This window comes from Mesorhizobium sp. B2-7-1 (assembly GCF_006440735.1).
Taxonomy (GTDB): domain Bacteria; phylum Pseudomonadota; class Alphaproteobacteria; order Rhizobiales; family Rhizobiaceae; genus Mesorhizobium.
Genome location: NZ_VFUA01000059.1, coordinates 20,828 through 40,570 on the forward strand (window position 1 = coordinate 20,828; position 19,743 = coordinate 40,570).

General features: G+C 64.7%; 16 protein-coding genes. 2 read left to right on the top strand and 14 right to left on the bottom strand.

The window, feature by feature from the left end:
- Positions 1-50: 50 nt before the first annotated feature.
- From FJ471_RS21015 to FJ471_RS21060, 10 genes are all read right to left on the bottom strand, one after another.
- Positions 51-899, bottom strand: a complete 849-nt coding sequence (locus FJ471_RS21015) for a MaoC/PaaZ C-terminal domain-containing protein (protein ID WP_140806662.1) — start codon at positions 897-899, stop codon at positions 51-53.
- A 9-nt stretch (positions 900-908) separates the two neighbouring features.
- Complete coding sequence (locus FJ471_RS21020) at positions 909-3,206, bottom strand: 3-hydroxyacyl-CoA dehydrogenase/enoyl-CoA hydratase family protein (protein WP_140806663.1); 2,298 nt, start codon at positions 3,204-3,206, stop codon at positions 909-911.
- Positions 3,203-4,339, bottom strand: a complete 1,137-nt coding sequence (locus FJ471_RS21025) for a thiolase family protein (RefSeq protein WP_140806664.1) — start codon at positions 4,337-4,339, stop codon at positions 3,203-3,205. The genes FJ471_RS21020 and FJ471_RS21025 overlap by 4 nt, the downstream gene beginning before the upstream one ends.
- 28 nt (positions 4,340-4,367) lie before the next feature.
- Positions 4,368-5,156 carry an enoyl-CoA hydratase-related protein gene (locus tag FJ471_RS21030; RefSeq protein ID WP_140806665.1) on the bottom strand — a complete coding sequence of 263 codons (789 nt, stop codon included), beginning with the start codon at positions 5,154-5,156 and terminating at the stop codon, positions 4,368-4,370.
- The gene (locus tag FJ471_RS21035) at positions 5,149-6,126 is read right to left on the bottom strand and encodes a nitronate monooxygenase family protein (protein WP_140806666.1); all 978 of its coding nucleotides are present in this window, start codon (positions 6,124-6,126) and stop codon (positions 5,149-5,151) included. The genes FJ471_RS21030 and FJ471_RS21035 overlap by 8 nt, the downstream gene beginning before the upstream one ends.
- 3 nt (positions 6,127-6,129) lie before the next feature.
- Positions 6,130-6,771, bottom strand: coding sequence for a TetR/AcrR family transcriptional regulator (locus tag FJ471_RS21040; protein ID WP_140806667.1), 642 nt, complete (start codon positions 6,769-6,771; stop codon positions 6,130-6,132).
- Between the two features lie 135 nt (positions 6,772-6,906).
- On the bottom strand, positions 6,907-9,042 hold the full coding sequence (gene scpA / locus FJ471_RS21045) for a methylmalonyl-CoA mutase (protein ID WP_140806668.1): 2,136 nt from the start codon (positions 9,040-9,042) through the stop codon (positions 6,907-6,909).
- A complete protein-coding gene (locus FJ471_RS21050) occupies positions 9,042-11,045 on the bottom strand; it encodes an acetyl/propionyl/methylcrotonyl-CoA carboxylase subunit alpha (protein WP_140806669.1) in 2,004 nt (667 codons plus the stop codon). Before FJ471_RS21050 ends, scpA begins: the two co-directional genes overlap by 1 nt.
- Positions 11,045-11,272 carry a hypothetical protein gene (locus FJ471_RS21055; protein ID WP_140806670.1) on the bottom strand — a complete coding sequence of 76 codons (228 nt, stop codon included), beginning with the start codon at positions 11,270-11,272 and terminating at the stop codon, positions 11,045-11,047. Before FJ471_RS21055 ends, FJ471_RS21050 begins: the two co-directional genes overlap by 1 nt.
- Positions 11,273-11,278: 6 nt before the next feature.
- On the bottom strand, positions 11,279-12,811 hold the full coding sequence (locus FJ471_RS21060; protein WP_140806671.1) for an acyl-CoA carboxylase subunit beta: 1,533 nt from the start codon (positions 12,809-12,811) through the stop codon (positions 11,279-11,281).
- 249 nt (positions 12,812-13,060) lie between these two features.
- Between FJ471_RS21060 and FJ471_RS21065 the strand changes: the two genes are divergently transcribed.
- A complete protein-coding gene (locus FJ471_RS21065) occupies positions 13,061-14,473 on the top strand; it encodes an XRE family transcriptional regulator (protein ID WP_140806672.1) in 1,413 nt (470 codons plus the stop codon).
- Positions 14,474-14,550: 77 nt separating this feature from the next.
- Entirely contained in the window at positions 14,551-15,183 is a 633-nt protein-coding gene (locus FJ471_RS21070; protein WP_181179618.1) for a sigma 54-interacting transcriptional regulator, read from the top strand.
- 158 nt (positions 15,184-15,341) lie between these two features.
- On the opposite strand, the gene FJ471_RS21075 is transcribed toward FJ471_RS21070, so the two are convergent.
- The 4 genes from FJ471_RS21075 to FJ471_RS21090 all read right to left on the bottom strand — a co-directional run.
- Positions 15,342-16,997 (bottom strand): ABC transporter ATP-binding protein, encoded by a 1,656-nt coding sequence (locus FJ471_RS21075; RefSeq protein WP_140806674.1) that lies wholly within the window; start codon positions 16,995-16,997, stop codon positions 15,342-15,344.
- Entirely contained in the window at positions 16,987-17,886 is a 900-nt protein-coding gene (locus FJ471_RS21080; protein ID WP_140806675.1) for an ABC transporter permease, read from the bottom strand. Before FJ471_RS21080 ends, FJ471_RS21075 begins: the two co-directional genes overlap by 11 nt.
- Positions 17,883-18,842: an ABC transporter permease gene (locus FJ471_RS21085; RefSeq protein ID WP_246684782.1), complete on the bottom strand. Its 960-nt coding sequence runs from the start codon at positions 18,840-18,842 to the stop codon at positions 17,883-17,885. Before FJ471_RS21085 ends, FJ471_RS21080 begins: the two co-directional genes overlap by 4 nt.
- A 99-nt stretch (positions 18,843-18,941) precedes the next feature.
- The coding region (locus tag FJ471_RS21090; protein WP_246684783.1) for an ABC transporter substrate-binding protein at positions 18,942-19,743 on the bottom strand (802 nt) is incomplete at its 5' end.

Below are 19,743 nucleotides of genomic sequence, written 5' to 3' on the forward strand. Positions count from 1 at the left end.
TCCTCTCCCAAGATCGACATCGCTCTCATTCCCAAGCCTCCTGCGATTTTTCACTCCAAGGCGGCCAGGCCGTTGTCGACCACGACGCGTTCGCCCACCTTGGCCCTGAAGCTGACGACATGGCCGTCGCGCCAAAGCGAGATGGACAGGACGTCGCCTGGAAACACCGGTGCCGTGAAGCGGCAGTCCATCGTCTTGATCGAGGCCGAACTATCGCCGCGCAAGGCCTTCGATATCGCGCGCCCGATGTGGCCATAGGTGGCAAGACCATGCAGGATGGGCCTGGGGAACCCGGCCGCGCGGGCGAACTCCGGATCGACATGCAGCGGATTGTCGTCGCCGGAAAGGCGATAGATCAGCGCCGACCGCAATGAGGTCGGCATGTCGACGGTCGCGTCCGAATTCCGGTCGGGAAGCTGATGCGGTTTGGGCGGCGCGATCACCGGCCCGCCCAGGCCGCCGTCACCTCGGCAGAACGCGGTCTGGGTAACCGTCGCGAGGGCCTCGCCGGTCGACCGGTCCGCAATCACCCTTTCGCTCACGACCAGCGAACCCCGGCCGGCTCCCTTGTCATATATCGCGACGATCCTCGGCGTTGCGACAAGTGAGGCGGCGACCGGCAACGGTCGATGGAGTTCGAAGCGCTCCGAAGCGTGCACTGTCAGCGTGTCGTCGAGACCGGGCGAGAGCGTGCGATACCAGTTTCCCGGATAGGCAAGAACGACCGCCATGGTCGGCAGCGCGATCAGGCCGTTCTCGTAGACATGCCGCAGTTCCCCGGGATCGTCCGGCGGATCGCCGGCCCCAACGCCCAGCGCGTAGAGGATGGTCTCACGCGCACCATAGTCGTGCACGATCTCCGGAAACCGGAAAGCCATCAGCTCGTCGTAGCGGGACATCGCGGCCTTTCAGTTGCGCAAGGGTTTGCCAGTCTTGAGCATGTGCTCAATGCGCGCGGCGGTCGCCGGAAGCTTGGCCAGTCCGACACATGCTTTGCGCTCGAGCGTCATGATCTGCGTCTCGTCGAGATGCGCCGCTGCCGTATCGCCGCCGGTAAGCGCGCCGGCCAGGGCTTCGGCTATGGCGACGTCGGCGTCGCTGATCTGGCCGAGATTGCGGGAGGCCCGGACGCTGTTGGTCAGCGACAGATAGCCTGAGCGTCCGGCAACCGCGATCGACGCGCGTTCCGGCGCGACGTAGTTGCGGGCGAGCTCCATCGCAAAGCTTCTGGCGGCGCCGAGAAGGTGGGCGCGGTTCATGACGATCCGATCGGCAGGCACCAGCATGCCAAGGCCGCGCGCGTCGAGCGCCGACGTCGAGACCGCGGCGCGCCAGATCACGTCGAAGACGGCCGCGGCATTTGCAGCCGGCCCGCGCGGAACAGACGGGTTCAGCGCCGCGCGCCTGAGCAGCTGGGTGCCGCCGCCCCAGCCGGGGATGATGCCGACCTTGGTCTCGGGCAGCCCCGCGTTCAGCTCGGCATGGGCGACGATCGCGTCGCAGTGGAGCATGAACTCGCAGCCGCCGCCGAGCGCCAGGCCATGCGCGGCGGCGACCACCGGAAACGGCGCGTATTTCATGCGCAGGAACAGGTCCTGGCCCTCTTCGATATAGGCATCGAGCGCTACCCAGTCCTTGCGCTCGATCATGCCGAGAAAGGCCCGCAGATCGGCTCCCGCCGAGAAAGCGCGCGGATCGTCATTGCCGAGGACGAGGCCCGAGAACGAAGAACGGACATGCTCCAGCGAGGCTTCCAGCACGCTGAAGACAGCCGGCGCGAAACTGTTGAGTTTCGTGTGCAATTGAAGGCACGCAATGCCTTCGCCCATGTCCCAGAGCGAGGCCGCCTCGTTCTCGACGACCGCCTTGCCTTGCTCGCGGAGCGAGGCGATCGACAACGCCGGGGCGGTCGTGCCGCGTCCGGCGCGGACGGGCGCCGTCTCGAGCAGCCGCGCCGGCAAGGCGCGGCCTTCGGCGGTAAACCGGGCGGCAAGCCGGGCGCCATCATAGCGCCGGGCCAGCGCCACCGGGCCCTGCGACCAGCCATAGCCGAGGATCATCGCACGATCGATGTCGCTGCGGTCGAGGCTGATGTCGTCGGCTATCCTGTCGACATAGCCGACGAGGTTGGCGAAGACCGTCCAGGCATAGCGTCCAAGCCGCTCGTCGCTTTCGAGAAGCGCTGCAAGATCCTTTCCGTCGCCCGGCAACTGCCGGAGGTCGAAAGGCCGCGCATCACGATAGTCCTGGGTCGCGAGATCCAGCGCCTGCTTGGTCTTTTGCGGCGTCAGCCTGTAGAAACCCTCGCCGCTCTTGCGGCCAAGGCGTCCCGCTGCCAGCAGGTCCTGAACCAGCTTCGTGCCTGGCAGGTCGAAATTCTGCAGGTCGTCCGCACCGGGCAGCGCCGACATCAGGCTGCCCCAGACATGCGGGATGAGGTCCAGGCCGATCAGGTCGAGAACACCGAAGACCCCAGTGCGCGGCGCTCCCAAAGCCATCATGACGGCGTCCGCCTCTTCGACGCTCACGCCCTGCCGAATGGCTTCTATGGCCGCGACCGCCAGCGCGTAGCAGCCGATCCGGTTGGCGATGAATCCGGGCGTGTCCCTGCAGTCGACAGTCGTCTTGCCGAGAGCCGTTTCGCAATAGTCCCTGGCAGTGCCTATGATCGCGGCCGGGTTTTCGTCGCCCGAGACGATTTCCACGAGTTGCATCACGCGCGGTGGATTGAAGAAATGCGTGATGACGAAGTCGGACGCGAACTCGCGCGGCATCCCGTCCAGGAGTGCCTCGCGCAGGATCGTCGAGGTATTCGACGAAACCAGCGAGCCCTTCTTGCGCACCGCGTCGATCTGGCGATACAGCGCGCGCTTGGCGCCGACCTCCTCGACGATCGCCTCGACGATCCAGTCCGCCTCCGCCAGGCGCGGCATGTCGTCGGCGATGTTGCCTGGACGCACGATCCCGGCCGCGGCAGGCGTCATGAAGCCGCCGACCTTGAGCTGGCGCTCGACGCCCTTTTGCGCCGGATCGTTCCTGCTGGCCGGATCGGATCCCGGTACATCGAGCAGGTCGACCGCTATGCCGGCATTGGCGAGCTGCGCGGCGATGCCGCCGCCCATCGAGCCGGCCCCGATCACGACGGCACGACGCAGGCCGATGCGCTCGACCCCCGCGGCGGCTGAAATCCTGGCCACGGCGTTCATGCGGCCTCCAGGACCATAGCGATGCCCATGCCCCCGCCGATGCATTGGGTGGCGAGCGCCCGCCTGCCCTTCTCGCGCCGCAACAGCGATGCGGCCTTGCCGACGAGGCGGCCGCCGGTCGCGCCGAGTGGATGACCAAGCGCGATTGCGCCTCCATCGATGTTGAGCTTCTCATGCGGAATGTCGAGCTGCCTGCGGCAGGCTTCCGCCTGGGCGGCAAAGGCCTCGTTCATCTCGACGATATCGATGTCCGCCATCGTCAGGCCGGCACGGCCCATGGCCTTGCGCGAAGCTTCGACAGGTCCCATGCCCATGATGCCCGGCGCGCAGCCGGAGACGGCGAAGCTCTCCACGCGGGCCAGAAGTTCCAGCCCATGGCGCTTCGCAAATTCCTCGCTGCAGACCAGCAGCGCCGAGGCTCCGTCGGTCATCGGCGAGGAGGTGCCGGCCGTCACCGTCCCGTCCTTGAGGAACACCGTCTTCAGCTCGGCGAGCTTTTCGAGCGTAGTCTCGCGCACGCAGCCGTCCTCGGCGACCGTCGTGTCGCCGAGCGGATAAGGAGCGATCTCCTGCGCCAGCAGCCCCTTCTTCTGCGCCGCCCGTGCCTTGGCCTGGCTCGCGAGGGCAAAGCGATCCTGGTCCTCGCGCGTGATTCCGAATTGCCTGGAGACGCGCTCGGCCGTCATGCCCACATTGACGAAGTCCTCGACCTGCTCGTCCGACCATGAAGGGTGGGGAAGCACGTTGAAGCCCATCATCGGCACCTTCGACATGCTCTCCGTGCCGCCGGCGATAAAAGCATCGCCGGCGTTCATCAAAAGCATGCCCGCGGCGACCTGGACCGCCTGGATGGACGAGCCGCACCAGCGGTTGACGGTCACGCCGGCTGTGGTCTCCGGCAAGCCCGCCTGCAGGCCGACGACGCGGCCGATATTGAGCCCCTGCTCGCCCTCGGGAAACGCACATCCCCAGACGACGTCCTCGATCTCTTCGCCGGCAACGCCGGTCCGCTCCAGCAACGCTCTCACCGCATGCGCGCCGAGGTCATCCGGACGCACGCCCGCAAGGGCGCCCTTTCTTGCAAAGGTGAACGGCGTGCGGACGTAGCCCGCTATGAAAGCGTGTCTTGTCATGAATGCTCCTCCCGACCTGCCGTCGTGCTCAACGGCCGTGAAACTGGGGTTTTGTCTTCTCGAAGAATGCGTCGACCGCGCCGGAGAAGTCTTCGGTGAGGGCGCAGACCCCGAAGCTGTCGCCCTCGGCGTCGAGCTGGGCCTCGAATGAGCGATCCCACGACGAGCGCAGCAGCGACTTGATACGGCCCATCGCAATCGGCGCTCCCTGCGCCAGGCGTCTCGCCAGCGTTTCGGTCTCGCTTGCGAGGTCGTCCGCCGGGACGACCCTGTTGACCAGGCCCAGGCGCAATGCTTCCTCGGACCGGACGGTCTCGCACAGAAGCGCTATCTCCATGGCCCTGCGCAGGCCGATCAGACGCGGCAACGCCCATGAGCCTCCGCAGTCCGGCGAAGCGCCGATCGCGGCATAGGCGAGATTGAAGCGGCAATTGTCGGCGGCAATGGCGAGGTCGAGGCTGAGCGCGATGCTCATGCCGCCGCCGGCGACGGCGCCTTTCAGGCTGGCGAGCGTGATCGCCGGCGACTGGGCGAGCCGCTTCAAGGCGGAATGGATCGGATCGATCAGGTCGAACGCGGCGGAACGCTTGTCCGCCGAGGCGCGAAAATACGCGAGGTCGCCGCCGGCGACGAATGCATTTCCTTCGGCCGCGACCACTATGACACGCACCGCGGGTTCGTTCAGGGCTCTGTCCACCGCCTCGTGGAAGCCGCGCGCGCTCTCCACATCCAGGACATTCAGCCGCTCGGGACGGTTGAACCGGATCTCGGCGACACCGTCCTTGCTCCGGTAGAGAATGGCCGGTTTCTCAGGCATGGGCGCTCCTATCGGAAGAGGTGAGTGGCGCCAGGAACCGATCCGACCCCGCCGCCGCCATCGCGTCGCGGTATTCATCCGCCAGACGGTCGCATAGAACGGCGGCAGGCGGGACGTCCGTCACCGCGCCGACCCCCTGTCCGGCCGACCAGATCGCCTTCCAGGCCCTGGCTTCATGGTTCAGATCAAGTTCCGCATGCGCCGGCAGATGGTCCGGATCGAGACCGGCAGCCACGATGCTGGGGCGCAGGAAATTGGCGTTCACCCCGGATATCGCGGGCGTATAGAGGATGTCCGCGGATGACGATGCCACGATCATGTTCTTGTAGGCCGCGGGAGCCATCGACTCGCGCGTGGCGATGAAGCGCGTGCCCATATAGGCGAGGTCGGCGCCCATGACGCGAGCGGCAGCGATATCGCGGCCCGTGGCGAGCGACCCGGACAGCACCAGCGTGCCGCGAAAGAAGGAGCGGATTTCGGAAAGCAGCGCAAACGGGTTGGTCGCGCCGGCATGGCCGCCGGCGCCGGCCGAGACGGCGATAATGCCGTCGACCCCCGCCTGCGCCGCTTTTTCGGCATGGCGGATGTTGATGACGTCATGGAAGACGAGCCCGCCATAGGCATGAACGGTATCGACCACGTCCCGCACCGCGCCGAGCGAGGTTATGACCAGCGGCACCTTATGCCTGGCGACGATCTCGAGGTCGGCGGCAAGGCGCGGATTGGACCTGTGCACGATCAGGTTCACCGCGAAGGGAGCGGCGCTGTCGCCGATGTCGGCCAGCCGCCCGCTTATCTCCTCCAGCCAGGCGGCGAAGCCTTCGCTGCTGCGCTGGTTCAGCGCCGGGAAGGACCCGATCACTCCTGAACGGCAGACCTCGACGACGAGGTCCGGCCCCGAAACCAGGAACATCGGCGCCGCCATGACCGGCAGCCGCAACCGTTTCAGAAGAGCGTCCGCGATAGGCATCCCTCAAGCTCCGGAACGGGGCGTCAGGCCCAGCAGAAGGGTCGCGACACAGCCGTCCGCGACCTCCTCCGCCGAGAGCGATCCAGCGGGGTCGTACCAGCGCGCGATCCAGTTCAGCGCGCCCGTCAGCGTGAACGTCACGATCTTGGGGTCGCTCGCGGCCAGCGAGCCGTCCCGCATCCCGTCGGCGACGACGCGCCGCACCGTATGATCGATCTCGCGCTTGAGGGCTCGAAACTGCGCCTTGGCCTGCGGCGACAGTTCGTGGTCGGCGGTGCGTGTGACGCAAATGCCGAAATCCTGCGTCATGATGATCGCATAGCGGCGCATCAGCGCCTTCAACCTGTCGAACCCGCTGCCGCCATTGCGCTCGACCGTCTCGGCGGCCACCCGGATCCCGTCCAGGCCCAGCCGGACGCATTCGAACAGTATTTCGTCCTTGTTCGCGAAATAGTGGTAGATCGTCGGCTTCGTCACATTCAACGACGCCGCCACCTCGTCCAGCGACGTGGCATGAAACCCCTTCCGGTTGAAAGATTGCACCGCCGCGTGGAGCACGGCCTCGCGTTTCACGGCGCGGTCCCGCTTCCTCTCATGCTTGGCCGGCCAAGGCGATGCAGGCTCCGCGAGTGAAAGCGCGCTCATCCGTTTTCCGATCGGTACCATGGTTACTCATCAGTAGTAATTTACTGGCGAGTAACCTGTCAATGGCTGCTCGGCATCTCGTCAGGGTCCGTGCGGTCGAGCGGTTCTGGGTTTTCCGGGAAACGGCGAACTGCTCTAAGCATTGCGTCTCCTGCCCTCCATGAGATCGAGCACGGCATGGGCTGCGTGGAGGACGTTGGTGCCCGGCCCGAAGACGGCGGCTACGCCGTGATCATGGAGGTACTTGTAGTCCTGGCGCGGCACGACGCCGCCAACCACCACAATGACGTCCGAGGCACCCTTTGCCTTGAGCGCCTCGACCAGTTGCGGAGCCAGGGTCTTGTGGCCGGCCGCCAGCGAGGACATGCCCACCACATGGACCTTCATCGTCGCCGCAAGGTCCGCCGCTTCCTGCGGCGTCTGAAACAGCGGCCCGGCGATGACCTCGAACCCGACGTCCCCGAAGGCCGAGGCGATGACCTTGGCGCCGCGGTCGTGGCCGTCCTGGCCGAGCTTGGCCACCAATATCCTGGGCGCTTCTCCCCGGTCGGCCCGCAGGGCTTCGAGGCGCTTCACCAACATCTCGTATTCCGGCTCGCCGCGGTAGGCGGCATCATAGACCTTGCGCACCACCTTCGGGGCCGCGGCATGGTCGCCAAAGACCTTGCGCAGCACATCCGATATCTCGCCGACCGTTGCGCGGGCCCTGGCAGCCTCGACGGCGATCGCCAGGATATTGCCCTCGCCGGAGCGGGCGACCTGGCCCAGCGCGGCGAGTGCCTTCGCGACCTTTGCGGGATCTCGCTGGCGCCTGACCGTTTCGATGCGGGCGATCTGCGCGGCCCGCACCGCCTTGTTGTCGATGTCGAGGATGTCGAGTTGCGCTTCCTCTTCGAGTCTGTACCGGTTGACGCCGACGATCACCTCGTCGGCGCGGTCGATCGCCGCCTGCCTGCGGGTCGCGGCTTCCTCGATCATGCGCTTGGGCAGTCCCTCATGGACGGCCTTGGTCATCCCGCCCATGGCCTCGACCTCCTCGATCAGCGTCCAGGCGGCGTCGGCGAGCTCCTTGGTCAGGCTCTCGACATAGTACGAGCCGGCCAGCGGATCGACCACCTTGGTCACACCCGTCTCATGCTGCAGGATCAACTGCGTGTTGCGCGCGATACGGGCCGAGAACTCGGTCGGCAGTGCGATCGCCTCGTCGAAGGAATTGGTGTGCAGGCTCTGCGTGCCGCCGAGCACCGCGCTCATCGCCTCATAGGCGGTTCGCACGATGTTGTTGTAGGGATCCTGCTCCTGCAGCGAGACGCCCGATGTCTGGCAGTGGGTGCGCAGCATCAGCGAGGCAGCCTTCTTCGGCTGGAACTCCTCCATGATGCGGGTCCACAGCAGCCGCGCGGCGCGCAGCTTGGCGGCCTCCATGAAGAAGTTCATCCCGATGGCGAAGAAGAAGGACAGCCGGCCGGCGAAATCGTCGATATCGAGGCCCTTCTTCAGCGCCGCGCGGACATATTCGCGCCCGTCGGCCAGCGTGAAGGCAAGCTCCTGCACCAGCGTCGCCCCGGCCTCCTGCATATGATAGCCGGAGATCGAGATCGAGTTGAATTTCGGCATCTCCTTCGCCGTGTACTCGATGATGTCGGCGACGATCCGCATCGAGGGTTCCGGCGGGTAGATGTAGGTGTTGCGGACCATGAACTCCTTGAGGATGTCGTTCTGGATCGTGCCCGAGAGTTGCGCCCGCGGCACGCCCTGCTCCTCGCCCGCGACGATGAAGCTGGCGAGGATCGGGATCACCGCGCCGTTCATGGTCATCGACACCGAGACCTTGTCGAGCGGGATGCCGTCGAACAGGATCTTCATGTCCTCGACGGAATCGATGGCCACGCCGGCCTTGCCGACATCGCCCTCGACGCGCGGGTGATCGCTGTCATAGCCGCGATGGGTGGCAAGGTCGAAGGCCACCGACACGCCTTGCTGGCCTGCAGCAAGCGCCTTGCGATAGAAGGCGTTGGAGGCCTCCGCCGTCGAGAAGCCCGCATATTGCCGGATCGTCCATGGGCGGCCGGCATACATGGTTGCACGCGGCCCGCGCAGGAACGGTTTTTGTCCCGGCAAGCCGCCGAGATAGTCGTTCCCCTCGAGATCCCGTGCCGTGTAGAGAGGCTTGACCTCGATGCCTTCCGGCGTGCGCCAGGCAAGCGTGTCCGGGTCGGCCTTGACCTCCCTCTCGGCGAGGGCGCGCCACTGCTGGAGCTTGTCGGCCATTACTCGAACTCCATGATGAGCTCGTCGACCGCGAGGCTGGCGCCGGCTCTTGCCGCGATCGCCTTCACCACCGCCCGGCGCTCGGCGCGCAGCACGTTCTCCATCTTCATGGCCTCGACAGTCGCAAGCGTTTGCCCGGCCTCGACCGTGTCGCCCACCTGCACCGCGAGCGAGGTGATGATGCCGGGCATCGGACACAGCAGCATCTTCGATGTGTCAGGCGGCGTTTTCACCGGCATCAGCCGGGCAAGCTCGGCCACGCGTGGCGAGCGCACGAACGCGGTGACGTCGATGCCACGCCAGCGCAGGCGCAGGCCGGAGCCGTCGAGCGACACCTTCACGCCCACCGCCTCGCCGTTGACCACAAAGGCGGCATGACTATCGCCCGGCAGCCAGTCGCTCGACACGGTGAGGCTCGGCCCATCGGCAAAGGCGACGAGGGCGCTCGCCTCGTCTTGAAACATCGCGAACGCAAATTCACAATCGGCCACCGTCGCCATCCAGTCCTTGCCAATGCCGCGCGGATGATTGGCGAGAGCGCCCGAAATCTGTGCCGACCGGCGAACGATCCTCGCATTGATGAAGGCCGCGACGGCCGCCAGCAGACGCGCCTGGGCATCATCCGGCCCGACGCCCTGAAAACCGTCCGGGAACTCTTCCGCGATATAGGCCGTGGTCAGCCGGCCCTCGCGGAAGCGCGGCTGCGCCATCACCGCCGACAGGAACGGAAGGTTGTGACCGATGCCTTCGACCTCGAAATCGTCGAGCGCACGGGCCATCGCGTCGATCGCCGCGCCACGCTCCGGCGCCCAGGCGCAGAGCTTGGCGATCATCGGATCGTAATACATCGAGATCTCGCCGCCCTCGAACACGCCGGTGTCGTTGCGCACGACCGTGCCGTCGTCGCGCCGCCCCTCGACCGGCGGCCGGTAGCGAGTCAGGCGTCCGATGGACGGCAGGAAGTTGCGATAGGGGTCCTCGGCATAGAGCCGGCTTTCGATCGCCCAGCCGTTGAGCTTCACATCGTCCTGGCCAAAGCGCAGCTTTTCGCCGGCGGCGATGCGTATCATCTCCTCGACGAGGTCGAGGCCGGTGACCAGTTCCGTCACCGGATGCTCGACCTGAAGCCGGGTGTTCATCTCGAGGAAGTAGAAGTTCTTCTTGCCGTCGACGATGAACTCGACCGTGCCGGCCGAGAAATAGCCGACCTCGCGCGCCAGCGCGACGGCCTGCTCGCCCATGGCCTTGCGGGTGGCTGGATCGAGGAATGGCGACGGCGCTTCCTCGATGACCTTCTGGTTGCGCCGCTGGATCGAGCATTCGCGCTCGCCGAGATAGACGATATCGCCATGCTGGTCGCCCAGCACCTGGATCTCGATATGACGCGGCTCGGTGACGAATTTTTCGATGAAGATGCGGTCGTCGCCGAAGGAGGCCTTGGCCTCGTTCCTTGACGACTGGAACCCCTCACGCGCCTCTGCGTCGTTCCAGGCGATGCGCATGCCCTTGCCGCCGCCGCCTGCGGACGCCTTGATCATCACCGGATAGCCGATCAATGCTGCGATGCGTGCGGCTTCGTCCGCGTCCTCGATCAGGTCCATATGGCCCGGCACGGTGGAGACGCCCGCCGCGGCTGCGATACGCTTGGAGGTGATCTTGTCGCCCATTGCCTCGATCGCCGCCACCGGCGGGCCGATGAAGGCGATGCCGGCATCCTTGAGCGCATCGGCGAAATTGGCGTTCTCCGACAGGAAGCCATAGCCGGGATGCACCGCGTCGGCGCCAACGGCCTTCGCGGCGTCGACGATCCTGGCGATGACGATGTAGGACTGGCTGGATGGCGACGGGCCGATGTGGATCGCCTCGTCGGCCATCTTGACATGCAGCGCGTCGCGATCGGCATCCGAATAGACCGCCACCGTCGCAATGCCGAGCTTCTTCGCTGTCTTGATGACGCGGCAGGCGATCTCGCCCCGGTTGGCGATGAGGATTTTCCTGAACATTACCGCTCGACCACAAACATTTCCGACGCGCCTTGGCGTGCCCATTTCAGCGCTGAACGCTCCAGTGTCCTGGGCACGTCGATCACGCACAGGCACCAGTCCATCTCGCCATGGTGATCCACCCATTCGAGGAGCCTTTCGGCGCCAAGTCTTTCGGGTCGAAGCCGGGCGGCCAGCTGCCGCGGGGTCGAACAGAGAATTCCGTCAATCTGGACCTGCGTGCACATGGACCCTCACAGCGGCATGGTGTCGTGCTTCTTCCAGCGCGGCTCGAGGCTCTTGCCGCGCAGCGCGGCAAAGGCGCGGGCGATGCGCTTGCGCGAGGAATGCGGCATGATCACCTCATCGATGAAGCCGCGTTCGGCCGCCACGAACGGGTTGGCGAAGCGTGTCTCGTACTCCCTGGTCCGCGCCGCGATCTTGTCCGCGTCGGCGAGTTCCGAGCGATAAAGGATCTCGGTCGCGCCCTTGGCGCCCATCACGGCGATCTCGGCGGTCGGCCAGGCATAGTTCACGTCGGCGCCGATATGCTTGGAGGCCATCACGTCATAGGCGCCGCCATAGGCCTTGCGCGTGATCAGCGTCACCATCGGCACTGTGGCCTGGGCGTAGGCGAAGAGAAGCTTGGCACCGTGCTTGATGACGCCGCCATATTCTTGGCTCGTGCCCGGCAGGAAGCCCGGCACGTCAACCAGCGTCAGAAGCGGAATGCTGAAGGCATCGCAGAAACGCACGAAGCGCGCGGCCTTGCGGCTGGAATCGATGTCGAGGCATCCCGCCAGCACCATAGGCTGGTTGGCGACGACGCCCACGGTCTGGCCCTCGAGGCGCAGGAAGCCGGTGATGATGTTCCCGGCATAGGCCTGGCTGATTTCGAAGAAATCGCCCTCGTCGGCGATGGTCAGGATCAGTTCCTTCATGTCGTAGGGCTTGTTGGCGCTGTCGGGCACCAGCGTATCCAGCCGCATGTCGAGGCGCGCCGGATCGTCGTGGAAGGGCCTGACCGGCGGCTTGTCGCGATTGTTGAGCGGCAGGAAGTCGAACAGCCTGCGGATCGCCTCCAGCGCCTCGACGTCGTTCTCGAAAGCGCCGTCGGCCACGGAGGATTTTTGCGTGTGCGTGCCAGCGCCGCCGAGTTCCTCCGCCGTGACGATCTCGTTGGTCACGGTCTTCACCACATCCGGGCCGGTGACGAACATGTAGGAGGTGTCGCGCACCATGAAGATGAAGTCGGTCATGGCCGGCGAATAGACGGCGCCGCCGGCGCACGGCCCCATGATCACGGAGATCTGCGGCACCACGCCGGAGGCATCCACGTTGCGCTTGAAGACATCGGCATAGCCGGCGAGCGAATCCACGCCTTCCTGGATGCGCGCGCCGCCGGAATCGTTGAGGCCGATGACGGGCGCGCCGTTCTTCACGGCCATATCCATGATCTTGCAGATCTTCCTGGCGTGCGTCTCCGACAGCGAGCCGCCGAGCACGGTGAAGTCCTGGCTGAAGACATAGACCATGCGGCCATTGATGGTGCCCCAGCCGGTGACGACGCCGTCGCCGGCGATCTTTTGGGCAGCCATGCCGAACTCGGTCGCCCGGTGGGTGACGTACATGTCGTATTCCTCGAAGGACCCCTCATCGAGAAGCACTTCGAGCCGTTCGCGCGCCGTCAGCTTGCCCTTCGCATGCTGAGCGTCGATGCGCTTCTGGCCGCCGCCAAGGCGGGCTTCGACGCGCCTCGCCTCCAACTGTTCCAGCACAGCGCGCATCAGCGTTGCGCCTTCCTGTCGAACCCGGCGTTGCCGGGGGCGAACGACCGCACCGCCTGCAATGGGACTACATCGAGCGCCGCGGCCCGATGGGGCCCACGCAAGGTCGAAACGATTGTCGTCATGTCTTCCCCATCGGTCCGGGATCGGGGCAGACAGCTAGCGCTCGGGCGGGTTGGAGAAAACGGTTGAAAAGGCGCAAAAGCTATGTAAGCATTTTTGCAAATAGAAAAATGCGAAATTGCAAAAATGGCACCCTCGAAACTCTTTATCGGCCGCAAGATCCGCGAACTGCGTGAGGCGAACAAGGCGACCCAGGCTGTCTTTGCCGAGAGACTGGGTATCTCGACCAGCTATCTCAACCAGATCGAGAACAACCAGCGCGCCGTCTCGGCCACGGTGCTGCTGTCGCTGGCCGAGAAATTCCGGGTCGACCTGTCCGCCTTTTCCGGCAGCGACAGCGACCGGCTGCTCTCGGCGCTGAGCGAGGCGCTGGCCGATCCGCTGTTCGACGTATTGTCGCCGGGATCGCAGGAGTTGAAGCTGGTGGCGCAGAGCGCGCCCGCCTTCGCCCATGCGCTGCTCGCCTGCCATCAGGCCTACCGGCGCAACAGCGAGCAGCTTGCCAGCATCGACGACCAGATGGTGCGCACCGACAGCTTTTCCGAGCCGACGCCTTATGAGGAGGTGCGCGACTTCTTTCATTTCGTCGACAATTATATCGACGAACTGGATATGGCAGCCGAGAGCCTCGCCGGCGATCTGCGGATCGGCGAGCAGGACGGCATCGCCGCCATGGCGGAGCACCTGGAAAAGCGGCACGGGGTGCGCGTTGCCGGTTCGGGCGAGGACAGCGAAACGCTGCGCCGCTATGACAGCAAGGCCAAGGTGCTCTATCTCAGTCCCTATCTGGACAGCGCCTCGCGCGCCTTCCAGCTTGCTTTCCAGATCGCCGCGCTGGAGCGACGGGCAGAGGTCGATGCGATCATCGCGCGCGCCGGTTTCCGTACGGCCGAGGCCGGCGACATCTGCCGTATCGGCCTCCGCAATTATTTTGCCGGGGCGCTGGTGTTGCCCTATGGGCGCTTTCTCGCCGCGGCAAAGGAAGTACGGCACGACATAGAATTGCTGGCGGCGCGCTTCGGCGCCAGTCTCGAACAGGTGGCGCACCGGCTCTCCACCTTGCAGCGGCCTGGGCAGAAGGGCGTGCCCGTCTTCTTCGCCCGCATCGACAGGGCCGGCAACATCACCAAGCGCCATAGCGCCGCGAAGCTGCAGTTCGCCCGCTATGGCGCGGCTTGCCCATTGTGGAATGCCTACGACGCCTTCGAGACCCCTGGCCGGTTCGTGCGTCAGCTCGCCGAGATGCCGGATGGGGCGCGCTATCTGTCCATCGCCACGGAGATTTCCAAGCGCAGCGGCGGCTTTACCGCGCCGCAACGGCGCTATGCGATCGCGCTTGGCTGCGATGTCGCGCATGCCGACGACTTCGTCTATGCCGACGGCCTCAACCTGGCCGGCCGGGCAGGTTTCCAACCGATCGGCATCTCCTGCCGCATCTGCGAGCGGGTGAACTGTGGCCAACGCGCCGTGCCGCCGCTGAAACGGCGCCTGCGCGTCGAACATGACGTGCGGACAACCCTTCCGTACCAGATCACGTAGTCCTATGCCGGGGCATGATGAGGGGCCAAGGGCGAAACGCCCGCTCTTCGAGGGGTGATCGGCTAAGAAGCCGATTTATGCCCGGCCTTGCGCGCCTCGCCGACCGAGGTACGCTGTTCCTCGACGAGGTCGCCGACATCCCCCTGCCCGCCCAGACCGCGCTGCTGCGCTTCCTCGATTCCATGGAAGTCCGCGCGATCGGCGGACAGCACACGCACAGGGTGGATGTGCAGATCGTTTCCGCCACCAACCGCGATCTTGGCGAGATGGTCGCCGGGCGAAGCTTCCGCGCCGATCTGCTCTATCGGCTCAACGCCTTCACGCTGCATCTGCCGCCCCTGGGAGCACGTTCGGATTTCGCGCTGATCGTGCGGCACCTGATGCGCAAGCTTGCGCCGGACGCGGCGATCACCGACGCAGCGATCACCGCGCTTTCGCTGCGCAAGTGGCCCGGCAACATCCGCGAGCTTCAGGCAGCGCTGCAGCGCGCCCTGGTCCGCGGCGCGGACTACGTCGACGAAGGGTCTTTCGACGATCACCCGCTCCAGGAAGAAACGGACAGTTGCCCAACCTGCCGCGGACATCCACTCGACGAGAGCAGGTGTCGCGACATTCGCAGGACCTATCGCGAGGCTTCCGAAAATATTTCGGAAACGGCGCGCCGGCTCGGCCTTTCGCGAACGACCGTCTACAAGCATCTCGGCTTGTAATCAGCGCTGCCCGTCTCGAAGATTTCGATAAAACTTGCGCTCATCTCAGCTTAGAGGTCCAGGCGAAGTTTGCTGGCGCGACCGTCATTGGCCGCGAACCAGCCCGGATGTCCGTTACGCCGGCAATGTCTCCGATGCGTCATAGCACTGCATCGAAATCAGTCAGCGATGCGGCCCAGGCTCGAACCACTGCGATCAGCGGCCAGGATGTCATCCAGCCAGCGTGGATCCATCTGTGGGACGGCGGACAACAACGCTTTCGTATAAGGATGATCCGGCGCAACCATGACGGCGCTCCTGGGGCCCTGCTGCACGATCTTGCCGCGCTGCATGACCACGACTTCGTCGGCTATGGCGTTCACGGTTGCGATGTCATGGGTGATGAAGATGTAGGATTTGCCGAGTTCCTTCTGCAGCCGAAGCAACAGCTTGAGGATCTGCTCCTGGACGAGCTGGTCGAGCGCCGAAGTGATCTCATCGCAGATGAAAACATCCGGATCGGCCGCGATCGCCCTGGCGATGGAGACGCGCTGCTTTTGCCCGCCCGACAGTTCGGACGGGAAGCTGGTGAGGTATCTCCGCGGCAGTTCGACCGTTTCCAGCAGGTCGGCCACCCGGCGCGCGCATTGCTGCCCCCTCTGGCCGCTATGCAGGGTGACCAGGCGGCCGACGATATCCATGACCGTCTGGCGCGGGTTGAGGGCATTGTCGGCCGATTGGTAGATCATCTGGATGCGCCGCAATTGGTCGACGTCGCGGTTTCGGAACGACCGGGCCAGCTTCTGGCCGTTCAGGCTGACCGAACCGCCGGCAGCCGGCAGCAGCCCGGCTATGACGCGGGCGAGCGTCGACTTGCCCGAGCCGGACTCGCCGACGATTGCCAGAGTACGCCCTTTGGGCAAAACCAGGCTGACGTCGTCCAGCACCTTCGCTTGTCCGTAATGGGCAACGATATGCTCTACGTCGAGGATCGGAGGTGCTTGCGGAACCGCTTCCTTTTCCAGGGACCGCACGGCCCATAGCGAACGCGTGTATTCCTGCTGGGGCCTTTCCAGCATCAGTCCGGTCTGCTGCTCCTCGACGAGTTCGCCATAACGCAAGACCATGATGCGATGCGCCATCTGGGCGACAACGGCAAGGTCGTGGGTGATATAGAGCGCGGCCGTATGGTGATCGTTGACGATCCGGCGGATGGACGCCAGCACCTCGACCTGCGTGGTCACATCGAGCGCGGTCGTCGGCTCGTCGAACACGATCAGGTCCGGTTTGCACATCATTGCCATGGCCGTCATCGCGCGCTGCAATTGCCCGCCGGACAATTGATGCGGGAAACGTCCGCCGATCGTGTTCGGATCGGGCAACTGCATCTCGGCAAAGAGCGAGCAGGCCCGGGCCTCCGCCTCCTTGCGTGAGGTCGCGCCGTCGCGCATGGCGCACTCAACGGCCTGATCCATCAGCGTGTGCGCGGGATTGAAGGAGGCCGAGGCGCTTTGCGCGACATAGGCGATCCGCGTGCCGCGAAGCCTGCGCCGGGCGTCCTCATCCAGAGCCAGCATGTCCCGGCCACCGAAGAGAACTTCTCCCGAAGCTACGCGGCATCCGGAGCGGGTGAAGCCCAGCGCGGCCAGGCCGAGCGTGGATTTGCCCGCTCCCGATTCTCCGATGATGCCGAGGACTTCCCCTCGCCGCAGCGACAGGCTGATGCCCTTGACGATCGGTTGCCAGGCGCCGTCGGTGTCGGCCTCGACCCACAGGTCCCGGATGTCGAGGATCGTGTCGGAAGCCTGCGACCGCAATGACGGTTCAGCTATCATTGCGCAGTCCGCTCGTGACATCCAGGAACCAGTCTATGACGAAGTTGATGCTTACGGTCAGGATCGCGATCGCCGCAGCCGGAAGAAGGGGCGTGATATTGCCGTAGCTGATGAACGTCGCGCTCTCGCGCACCATCGTGCCCCAATCCGCGGATGGCGGCTGGATGCCGAGGCCGAGAAAGGAGAGAGCCGAGATGGTCAGGAACACGAAGCAGAAGCGCAGCCCGAATTCCGCCAGGAGCGTCGGAAGCACGTTGGGAAGGATTTCCTTGGTGACGATCCACCAGGTGCTTTCCGCGCGCAGATAGGCCGCCTCGATATATTCCATCACCACGACGTTGCGGGCGAGCAAGCGGGACAGACGGAAAATCTGAGTGGCGTTGAGCATGGCGATGATCAACACGATGCTGGTGATGGATGACCCGAACAGGGCCAGCAGAATGAGCGCGAAAATCAGTTGCGGGATCGCCATCAGCGTGTCGGCGACCACCGACAGGACATTGTCGAACCAAGGCGACGAGATAGCCGAGAAAATGCCCAGCCCCGCCCCCACGACAAATGCGAGCGAGGTTGTGATGAAGGCGATACCGACAGAATTTCGCGCGCCGTAAATCAGGCGGCTCAGCACATCGCGCCCCATCTGATCGGTACCGAGCAGATGCGCGACGCTCCATGCAGCGAACGGTTCGCTGGAAACCACGTCGGACTCGCCGAAAGGCGCCAGCAGGGGCGCGAACACCGCCATGGCGACATAGATTGCAATCACGACCAGGCCGATCCGGGCTGAAAGCGGCGTCTTCCTGAGGCCATCGCGAAACAACGATAGACGAGAGCGGCGATACCTGATCGGCGAGGTGTCGCCGCCCTGTCGGTTGGCTTGGAAGGTCATCGTGGATGAGCCAGTCTGGGGTTCGTGGCTATCGCGACTATGTCTGCCAACAGGTTCAAAAGGACATAAGCCGTGGCGAAGATGAGCGCACAGGCCTGAACGACCGGAATATCGCGTGAGCGGACGGCGTCCACCATCGCCTGGCCGATGCCCGGATAGACGAAGACGACTTCCACCACGACCACGCCGACGATCAGATAGGCCAGGTTGAACGCCACGACGGCCGCGATGGGCGCCCATGCGTTAGGCAGCGCGTGGCGAAGGACGATATCGCGCGTTGTGACACCCTTCAGCTTCGCCATTTCGACATATGGCGCGGAAAGCAGGTTGATGATCGCGGCCCGCGTCATGCGCATCATGTGGGCGATGATCCCGAGGCTGAGCGTCGCGATCGGCAAGGCGAGGCGCAGGGCGATCTCGGATGCCGTCATGTTCGGCGTTATGCGCGCCAGCGAATAGAAGATCGGCAGCTTCACGGCGAAGAGGAGCATGAGGACATAAGCGACGAAGAACTCCGGAAACGATATGCCGACAAGCGTGACCGTGTTGAGCAGGCGATCCACCCAACTGTTGCGGCGGATCGCGGCGATCATGCCGAGCGCCAGGGCAAGCGGGACGCAGCAGATCGCGGTTATGGCCGCCAGGAAAAGCGTATTCTTCAGACGCGGGCCGACAATGCTGACGACCGTCCGCGGTGTGCCGGAGCCTGAGGAGAACGACATCCCCAGATCTCCAGTGAGGGTCTTGCCGATCCATTTCGCATAGCGCTCCGGCAGGGGGCGGTCCAAGCCGATCGATTTCTGAAAGTTGGCGACCGTCTCCGGCGTCGCCGCGCGGCCCAGGGCGACCTTGGCGAAGTCGCCGGGCAGAACCGCGATCGCCGCGAAGATGATCAGGGAGACGAGGAACAGGGTGACGAAACCGGATCCGACCCTGATAAGCGCCGTTCTCGCCAAAGGTGGAAGTTTCAGCCGCTGCAACAATCTGGCCTTTCGAAAATCGGCTGGCGACAAAGCGCCAGCCATCCGGTCGGGTGAGACGCGTCAGGCCCGCGGTCAGGCCAGCCACCAGCGCTCCGCCATCCGGAAATTGTCGCATTGAAGCATATTGCCGATCTTGCCGTGGGTGATCTTCTTCGACAGCGCGTCCATGAACAGCGCATATGCGATGACGAGCGCTCCGCCGTCGTCGTGCAGGATCTGCTGCATCTCGCCGTACATCGCCTGACGCTTGGTCTTGTCGGACTCCGCCCTAGCCTTGACGAGAAGTTCATCGAAACGTCCGTTGCTCCAGGCGGTATCGTTCCAGGGCGCGCCGGTCGCGTAGGTCGTCGTGAACAGGGAATCCAGCGTCGGCTTGCCCAGCCAGTCGACGCCCACGAAGGGCTTGTGCTGCCAGACATTATCCCAATAGCCATCGTCCGGCTCACGGATGACGTTGATATCGATGCCCGCCTTGGCAGCATGTTCCTTGAACAGCAGAGCGGCATCGATCGCGTTCGGGAAGGCGGTTTCGGCGACGGAAAGATCCACCGACAGCGTGGTTAGTCCCGCCTTTGCCAGATACGCCTTGGCCTTGGCGACATCATATTCATGGATCGGCTCGGGATTCACCGCGAAAGCGATCTGGGGAGCGGCCGGATCGTCGTTCGCGACCTTGGCGTTGCCCAGGAACGCCTTGTTGATGACGTCGTTTCGATCGATGGCGTGCTTCAGGGCCTGACGCACATCCGGATTGTCGAATGGCGCGGTCTTGGTGTTCATGCTGAAGCTGAAGTGGCGCAGCCCGCTCACCCGGGTGATCTCGATATCCGGATTCTGCTCGAGCATCGTGAGCGTCTTTATGTCGACATCGACC

Excerpts from the sequence above, each read along its gene's own strand:
- FJ471_RS21080 (WP_140806675.1), bottom strand. The coding sequence starts at position 17,886 with ATGACCTTCCAAGCCAACCGACAGGGCGGCGACACCTCGCCGATCAGG.
- FJ471_RS21050 (WP_140806669.1), bottom strand. The coding sequence starts at position 11,045 with ATGTTCAGGAAAATCCTCATCGCCAACCGGGGCGAGATCGCCTGCCGC.
- scpA (WP_140806668.1), bottom strand. The coding sequence starts at position 9,042 with ATGGCCGACAAGCTCCAGCAGTGGCGCGCCCTCGCCGAGAGGGAGGTC.
- FJ471_RS21070 (WP_181179618.1), top strand. The coding sequence starts at position 14,551 with ATGCCCGGCCTTGCGCGCCTCGCCGACCGAGGTACGCTGTTCCTCGAC.
- FJ471_RS21035 (WP_140806666.1), bottom strand. The coding sequence starts at position 6,126 with ATGCCTATCGCGGACGCTCTTCTGAAACGGTTGCGGCTGCCGGTCATG.
- FJ471_RS21015 (WP_140806662.1), bottom strand. The coding sequence starts at position 899 with ATGTCCCGCTACGACGAGCTGATGGCTTTCCGGTTTCCGGAGATCGTG.
- FJ471_RS21060 (WP_140806671.1), bottom strand. The coding sequence starts at position 12,811 with ATGCGCGCTGTGCTGGAACAGTTGGAGGCGAGGCGCGTCGAAGCCCGC.
- FJ471_RS21025 (WP_140806664.1), bottom strand. The coding sequence starts at position 4,339 with ATGACAAGACACGCTTTCATAGCGGGCTACGTCCGCACGCCGTTCACC.
- FJ471_RS21065 (WP_140806672.1), top strand. The coding sequence starts at position 13,061 with ATGGCACCCTCGAAACTCTTTATCGGCCGCAAGATCCGCGAACTGCGT.
- FJ471_RS21055 (WP_140806670.1), bottom strand. The coding sequence starts at position 11,272 with ATGTGCACGCAGGTCCAGATTGACGGAATTCTCTGTTCGACCCCGCGG.
- FJ471_RS21040 (WP_140806667.1), bottom strand. The coding sequence starts at position 6,771 with ATGAGCGCGCTTTCACTCGCGGAGCCTGCATCGCCTTGGCCGGCCAAG.
- FJ471_RS21030 (WP_140806665.1), bottom strand. The coding sequence starts at position 5,156 with ATGCCTGAGAAACCGGCCATTCTCTACCGGAGCAAGGACGGTGTCGCC.
- FJ471_RS21075 (WP_140806674.1), bottom strand. The coding sequence starts at position 16,997 with ATGATAGCTGAACCGTCATTGCGGTCGCAGGCTTCCGACACGATCCTC.
- FJ471_RS21020 (WP_140806663.1), bottom strand. The coding sequence starts at position 3,206 with ATGAACGCCGTGGCCAGGATTTCAGCCGCCGCGGGGGTCGAGCGCATC.